The organism is Candidatus Eremiobacteraceae bacterium (genome assembly GCA_035710745.1).
Taxonomy (GTDB): Bacteria; Vulcanimicrobiota; Vulcanimicrobiia; order Eremiobacterales; family Eremiobacteraceae; genus JANWLL01.
Genome location: DASTCX010000002.1, coordinates 1 through 7329, shown reverse-complemented (window position 1 = coordinate 7329; position 7329 = coordinate 1). Strand labels below are relative to the sequence as shown.

6 protein-coding genes are annotated in these 7329 nt (G+C 64.8%); 1 reads left to right on the top strand and 5 read right to left on the bottom strand.

Annotation, left to right across the window (positions count from 1 at the left end):
* Positions 1 to 39 precede the first annotated feature (39 nt).
* From VFO25_00055 to VFO25_00035, 5 genes are all read right to left on the bottom strand, one after another.
* Positions 40 to 1836: a hypothetical protein gene (locus VFO25_00055; GenBank protein ID HET9341302.1), complete on the bottom strand. Its 1797-nt coding sequence runs from the start codon at positions 1834 to 1836 to the stop codon at positions 40 to 42.
* Between the two features lie 108 nt (positions 1837 to 1944).
* Entirely contained in the window at positions 1945 to 2796 is an 852-nt protein-coding gene (locus VFO25_00050; GenBank protein HET9341301.1) for a 3-hydroxyacyl-CoA dehydrogenase NAD-binding domain-containing protein, read from the bottom strand.
* On the bottom strand, positions 2793 to 3158 hold the full coding sequence (locus tag VFO25_00045; GenBank protein ID HET9341300.1) for a hypothetical protein: 366 nt from the start codon (positions 3156 to 3158) through the stop codon (positions 2793 to 2795). The genes VFO25_00050 and VFO25_00045 overlap by 4 nt, the downstream gene beginning before the upstream one ends.
* Before the next feature lie 36 nt (positions 3159 to 3194).
* On the bottom strand, positions 3195 to 5540 hold the full coding sequence (locus VFO25_00040) for a penicillin acylase family protein (protein HET9341299.1): 2346 nt from the start codon (positions 5538 to 5540) through the stop codon (positions 3195 to 3197).
* Between the two features lie 67 nt (positions 5541 to 5607).
* Positions 5608 to 6162 (bottom strand): FAD-dependent oxidoreductase, encoded by a 555-nt coding sequence (locus tag VFO25_00035; GenBank protein ID HET9341298.1) that lies wholly within the window; start codon positions 6160 to 6162, stop codon positions 5608 to 5610.
* A 53-nt stretch (positions 6163 to 6215) separates the two neighbouring features.
* Here VFO25_00035 and VFO25_00030 point away from each other — a divergent pair, with 53 nt between their 5' ends.
* Positions 6216 to 7142 (top strand): hypothetical protein, encoded by a 927-nt coding sequence (locus tag VFO25_00030; GenBank protein ID HET9341297.1) that lies wholly within the window; start codon positions 6216 to 6218, stop codon positions 7140 to 7142.
* The last annotated feature ends 187 nt before the right edge of the window (positions 7143 to 7329 follow it).

The window sequence follows — 7329 nt, the reverse complement described above, 5'->3', positions numbered from 1 at the left end:
CGGTCGAGCTAAAGCTCGACCGCTACAAGTGGGCCACCGTTAAGTCGCGAGCAGGCCGTTGCGCTCGAGCGTCAGGCGCTGCGATTCGTTCTCGCGTTTGAGCTGCTCGAGGTTCTGACGCAGCTCGTCGGCCTCCAAGTGGTCGTAAGCAGCGCCGGCGGCGGTCGCGAGTGCCGTTAGCCACGATAACTCGTCCGGGTCAAAGTCTTCGCCACCGCGGTGTGCGCCGAAGAGCACGACCGCGTCGAGTTCGTGACGGACGGTGATCGGCAGCGCCAACCCGGGGCGAGCGGCACCGCCCGGCGCATCGTCGCGCGACCAGTGGATCTCAGATAGCCGAATGGGTCCGCGCTCGGCTTGCAGATGAAGCGTCAGCGGGTCGTCCGTCGCAAGGGTCGTCGCGGTGGCGGCCGACCATCCGTGCGCCGTAACGCGGCGGTAGCGGCCGGACGCGTCGCGCCGGAAAAGCGCCGCCGAGGTTAGATCGAGTGCGTCCATCGGTTCCGAGATCAGCGACGTATCGATGAGCTCGATCGATGTCGCGTGCGGCAGGCCGCGCGCCAACCGGGTGAGCCGTCGCTCCGCCGCGTGACGGCGACGGAACAGCACGCTGTCGACGAAGCGGTCCACACGGCTATGCAGCCCATTGAGCCAGAAGCCGACGCTGATCGCGACTGCGATCTCGGCGACGAGCGCCCAGCGTGTCTGGTCGAGCACGCGTCCGACGAACCAATCGATGAACGCGAAGATGCCGACGAATATGGTCGTGAGGATGCCGTACACGAGCGTGCGGCTGACGACGAAGTTGACGTCGATGACCCGGTGCTTGACGACCGCGTATGCGACCGAGATCGGTGCGATCAACGTCAGCAATCCGATCGCGTTCGTAACGACGAGCGGGGTGTTCGTGGCTTCGGTCTGGATTATCGTGACAGCAAGCTCCGCGATCAGGGCGGCCCCGAAGCCGAAAACGACCCAACGGATCCGTTGTCGATCGGCGCCCGTGCGGTGGATGTACGTATCGATGAGAGCGACGATGACGACGAGCGCTCCTGCGGCCGTAACCGCAAATTCGACGTGCGCGATCCATTCTGCCGGTTGACCGATGAAGTACGTGTACCAGACCTCGAGCACCCCAACGGCGGTAAGGCCCGCGAACACGAGCGCCGGCGCGATGAGCTCCGCCCATCGCCGCCATCCGGAGACCGACGAGTGAAGGAAGCGAAGCGCGAAGACGATGAGACCTGCGAGGCCGGCGGCGAGGATCGCGTAGAGCACCATGGAGCCATACAGGACCCACGGCGCTGGGAAGACCAGATTGAACACGTCCTGACTGGCCGGAGCGTAACCGAGGCAGAACAGGAAGAATCCCCACGTCGCCCGATCCGGCCTCAGCAAGATGATCGCCGCGCCGATACCGATGAAGACTAGGGCGCCGAGCGCGGACATCAAGGTGACGACCTGGTCGGTCAAGGTGATCGTCTCGGCCGTTGCAACGAGCGTCACGGTCCGCTTGACGCCGTCGCGGTAGACTACGAACGATCTCGATATTCCCGCCGAATCGACCGCTGGGATTTGGATGAGGTCCCAGCGCTGCTGCGGCGTCATCGTCGATTCATCGAGGCGGTCGCCCACTCGTATGCCGGCGGTGTCGGCAGGCGAGCCTCGATCGACGCCGGTGACGACGCCGTCGAGGTTCGTGCCGTACCCGAAGATGCCGCGCGGGTGCCATATCTCGCGTAGACTCAGCGCATCGACTCCGAGCAAGAAGAGCGCGAGGACAGCGACGACGATGGTCCTCGCCGTCGGATTGCCGGTGTTCGATGATGTCGCCATTACCTTGATCCGCCTTCGGAAGACCGATAGCAAAAGCAAGAATCGAGCCGGTCCATTGACAGGCCGGTTTCAAGTCGTCGTTCGGCGCCTTACCGGCGCGAACCCGCTCTAGCCGTTCGGGTAATCGTACACGCCTCGCCCGACCTTGCGACCGAGGCGACCTGCCTTCACATATTTGACGAGCAGCGGACACGGCCGGAACTTCTCGCCGAGTGTTGCGTGCAGGTACTCGAGTACTTTGAGCCGCGTGTCGAGACCGACGAGGTCGATCATCTCGAACGGACCCATCGGATGGTTGAGGCCGAGCTTGAGCGCCTTATCGATGTCGCGCGCCGACGCGACGCCTTCCATCAACATATAGAAGGCTTCGTTGCCGATCATCGCGTTGATCCGGCTCGTCGCGAACCCAGGCGCCTCGTTGATAAGAACCGTCTCTTTGCCGCACTGCTTCGCAACCGACTCGACGACCTCGACCGCGCGATCGGCCGTCTCTAGCCCGCGGACGACCTCGACGAGCTTCATGATATGCGCCGGGTTGAAGTAGTGCATTCCGACGACCCGCGTCGGGTCTGAGGCGGCCGCCGCGATTTCCGTGATGGAAAGCGCAGAAGTGTTCGTCGCGAGGATCGTCTCGGGCGGACAGATCGTCGAAAGCTCTTTGAAGATGGCGTGCTTGAGCGCCATCTCTTCGGGTACCGCTTCGATGACGAGCCCGCAATCGCGCGCGGCCGCGAGCGTCACCGCCGGCTTGACTCGCTTCAGCGCAGTGTCGGCCTCGGCGGCGCTCAGCTTGCCGCGCTCGACGCCTCTTGCGAGATTCTTGCGGATCTGCTCGATGGCGCCGATGCGCGCCGCTTCGATCGGATCGTAGAGCTCGACATCGAAGCCGCCGACCGCGAGGCTGTGCGCGATGCCGTTCCCCATCACACCCGCGCCGAGCACCGCGATCTTGAGATTCAAGCGCCGCCCCCGCCGATGCGGCCTTCGCCGCGCTCGTGCGCGAAGCACTCGATGCTGTCGGCGAATTGGCGGATCATCTTGACCGTGCGAGACAACCGCGCCCATGCGAGGTCGCGCTTGACCGCGATCGCACCGCGATTCGCGTCGGCAACGTAAGCGGATGCCGACGATACTTGCGCCAGCGCGGCCGGCCAGCGTGCGTCGAAATCGTCGTCCGGGCGCAGCTGCAGGCCGACGCGATCGACGAGCGGCGGCGCGGGCGCATGCGGGTTGGCGAGTGCGACCTCGAGCCGCGCGAGCGCGTAGTCCATCGCGGATTTGTTGAAGCTCGTCAGCAGCAAGCGAAGCCGGATGCGCATCATGGCCGCGTGCTTCTATCCGGGCGGCGACCCTCCATCCTAAGGCGCGGCCGGTTCGAGACGCAGCGTATCGGTCGTCGCTTTTAACACAGCGGCGTCGCTGAACGGCGTCGGTCTGTATTCGACGTCGACCCAATCGCGCTCCATGTCGTCGTAGTGCGCATCCGTCCAGACTCCGGATTCGCCGAGCGTCAGCAGCATCGACGAATGATCCCAATCGCTCGTGTCGCCGACGAAGCGCATGGAGGGTCCGAAATCGGGCCTGCTTTGGAAGACGGCATACGGATCGCCGCGCTGGGGAATCGTCGGAGCGTTCAGCAGCGTCAACGGCCAACCGATCGCGAGCGGGTGCTCGTAGACGGCCGCGTTCGCGTCGCCCCACTTCTGCAGCGGCCGCTTCGGATAGCCGAGCGCCGCTTCGGCGTCGTGCGCGGCCGGCAGGATCGCGCTCCGGATCGCCGAGCGAGAGATACCCATCTTGGCGAGCGTATCGTCGCCGTCGAGTGCTCGGATGAGCGGCGTTATCAAGTGCTGATGAGCGTCGTAACGTGTGAGAAGTGCCGAACCCAGCTGCTTCCTCAACAAACGGTCCTGCAGCGCGTGGTCGAACGCTGCGAGGAACGTGGGCGCGTTGGCGTCGACGTCCGTATCGCCGTTCCAGCCGGATATCAATGAGGCGAGATCGCGATCGGCGGATGATGTCGAGGCGGCGAGGATCGGAGCGGCCGTCTGGGCCAAACGCCAGCGAGGGTAGTCGAAATCGTCTCCCTGGATCGACCCGAGCGTTTCGGGCGTCCGCTTTCCGGGCGGCGTCAGCCGCTCGACGATCTTGTGGATCCGGTATGGCGGCAAGTAGTCGCGCGAAAGCGATGGCGCGAACGTGCCGGGCACGATTTCGTTGTTCGCCGTCGCAAGGAATCCGCGCGGCGGATCGAGCGCATGCGGCAGGGCGTCGAACGGTACATCGCCTTTCCACGCGAAGCGGTCGTCTTGTCCTTCGACCGGCATCGTACCGTCGCCGGCGACGCGCTCGGGCACGCGCCCTGCATCTTGATACCCGATGTGACCATCGACGTCAGCGTACGCGAAGTTGAGCGTCGGCCCCACGAGTTCGGAGAGCGCGGCGCGGAACTGTGGCCAATCGGAAGCGCGATCCCAATCGAGGACCGCGTTGACCTTCGTGCCTTCGCGCATCGCCGTCCAGCTGAGAGCCAAGCCGGTCGTGCCCGACCGCTTGATGATCGGCCCGTGTCTCGTCACGAGCACGTCGAGCGCGAGCGGAGCGCGACCCTTGATGTCGATCAGCTCGACGCGATGTTGGGCCTTGAGCCACTTCCCATTCGCCAGGTAACGGTCCGACTTGGCCGATTCGAACCGCTCGACGAAGAGATCCTCGACGTCTTCGGCGGCGCTCGTCACGCCGAACGCGATGCGCGTGTTGTGGCCGATGACGACGCCGGGCAAGCCTGGAAGTGTGAAACCTTCGACGTCGTAGCCCGCGCCTTCGATCTGCGATACCCACCATGTGCTCGGCAGCGTGTGATCGAGGTGCGTGTCGTTCGAAAGCACCGGCTTGCCCGTCGTCGTGCGCGATGCCCCGACGGTCCAGTTGTTCGACCCTTGATGATCGGCGAGCGCAGGTGAGTCGACGCCTTGCGCGCGGGCGAGATCGAGCGCGGGCTCGATCATCGTCGCGTTCGTGCCCCCGGACTGCGGCTTCGCGTGCGGCGTGTAGCCGGGCATGTACTCCTCGAGCGCGGGCACTTGGAAATCCATGAGCGCGTGGGCCGCGACGGTTCCGACCTTCGCCGCGATATCGGAGCGCAAGAGGATGTCTTTCCAGTTGTCGTCTTGCTGTTTCGTGATGAGCAGTCCCACGGCGAGCGTGTCGGCCGGCGTCCAGGGCTGCGGCTTGTAGCCGAGCAAACGGAATTCGAGCGGGAGCGCACGGGTCGATGCCGCGGCGTTGACCCCATCCGCATACGACTGAAGGATTTGCCGTTCGGCGGGCGATGCCCGATCTGCCGTCGCTTGCGCGATCTCGCCGAGGCCGATCGTTCTGAAATACTCGTCGACGCTCAACGCGACCGGACCGAAAAGTTCCGACAGCTTCCCTTCAGCCTCGCGCCGCAAGACGTCCATCTGCCACAAGCGGTCTTGCGCGCACGCGAAACCTTGTCCGAAGAAAAGATCGGATGCCGACGACGCTTCGATGTGAGGGATGCCGCGGTCGTCGCGCCGGATGGTCACTTCGGCCTTGAGCGAGGCAGCATCGATCGTGCCGTCGAGTTTTGGAAGCGGCGCCCGGATGAACCAGGCGCCGAGGAGCACGACGATGCCGGCGAGGACGCCGAGAACGACGAGCGCGGCGCGGACAGGTGCCACGTGTGCGCCATGTCGCCGACGTGCGACTCCCATCTACAGCGTGCTCCCTGCTTTATACGTCATGATCCTACGTGTCGTGATCGACGTAGTAGCCGCCGCGAATGCGCTCGATGATCGCGATCGCGACGCGTGCGCCGTCGCCGGCCGATATGATCGCCTGACTTGGGCGCCCCGTGATACGGCCGACGGCGTAGCAGCGGTCGACGGCGGTCGCGCCGTTCTCATCCGTCTGGACGAAACGTCCCCCGAAGCCGCCGAGCTCGATGCCGAGCGCGCTCGCCAGATCGGTGCGCTTGTTCGACGCGAGGATGAAGTACGCGCATTCGTGCGCAGCATCGTCCGCCGTTACGGCGAAGCCGTCGGAGGTCGGCGCGACCCTGTCGACGCTCGCGTCGAGAACGGCTGCGCCGAAGCGCTCGGCTTGCCGCCTCCCCAGTACGAGCAGTTCGGTACCGCCGATGCCGTCCGGAAATCCGAGGTAGTTGTAGACTTTCTCGACGCGGCGCAAGCTCGACTCGGCTCGGTCGAACACGGCGACGCTGACGCCGGCGCGGGCCAGGAAGATCGCGGCGCTGAGACCGGCGGCTCCGCCGCCTGCCACGACCACGTCATATCGCGACATGAGATGAAAAGTCTCCAGGTCCGTCACTCGGGGTCGCGGAACATCCACGAACTATGGGCCAGCGTCGCACTATCGCGATCGCCCTAGGCGCCGCCATTTTCGTGGCGGCCGCCGCCTCTCCCGTGCCCGCGCAAAACCCGGCACCGCCGTCGAGCGGCGCACCTGCGACCGCCGCGGTGCCGCAAGCCTCTCCAAGTCCGTCCCTCGCACCGCTCGTGCTCATCGATCGCGTGCCGGCCGGAGCGCCGACTACGAGCCCGTCGCCCGGCCAGCCGAAGACCCTCGCGACCATATACACGAGCGCGTATTGTTCGACGTTCGTCCAGCACTTCAACAGCGCGACGACCGGGATCATCGGCTCCGACAAGCACCTCGACTCGGTCGATTCGACGATCCATCAGATCGATCTCGATTGGAACAGGCGCGATGGCGCGATGCGCGTATACGACGACCGCGTCAAGCTGATCGCCGACGTCGGCGCGATGCTCAAGCAGATCCCGCAGACCCAAGCCGAAGTGAACTCGCTGCTCGCGCAGGCGAAGCAGACGACGGATCCGCAACGCAAGGCGGCTTTGCAAGAGGCGGCTTCCCAGCTCCAAAAGGCGATCGACCGGCAGCGTACCGTCAGCTACGACTTGACGAACGTCATCCACGTGCTCGAAGACAAGCACACGTCGGAAGATACGGCTGAGACGAACATCCAATACATGCTGTTGCCGGGCTATAACGAGTACGGCATCTCGTTGCTCGACGACCCGGTCGATCAACCCGGCGTCAACTCGATGGCGAACTCGAGCCCCGATCCGAAGGTTTCGCCTACACCAAGAGCGGGCGACCTCGAAGACGTCCTCCAGTGGGGCCGTCAGCGCTGGATCATCGCGTCGTCCGAATCGCAAGCCGCGATCGCGGCCGACAAGCTCGTCCGTATCTGCGACGGCGAAGTCATGCCATCCCCACCCGCGTCCCCCACCCACCCCTAGACGTTTGAATCCGCATCGCTGCGATCTCGCTCTTGATATTGTAGCGGTCGAGCTTTAGCTCGACCGCCGCGGCCTGCACTCAGTAAGTTGTAGCGGTCGAGCTTTAGCTCGACCGCCGCGGCCTGCACTCAGTAAGTTGTAGCGGTCGAGCTTTAGCTCGACCGCCGCGGCCAGCGCAATGCGAGGC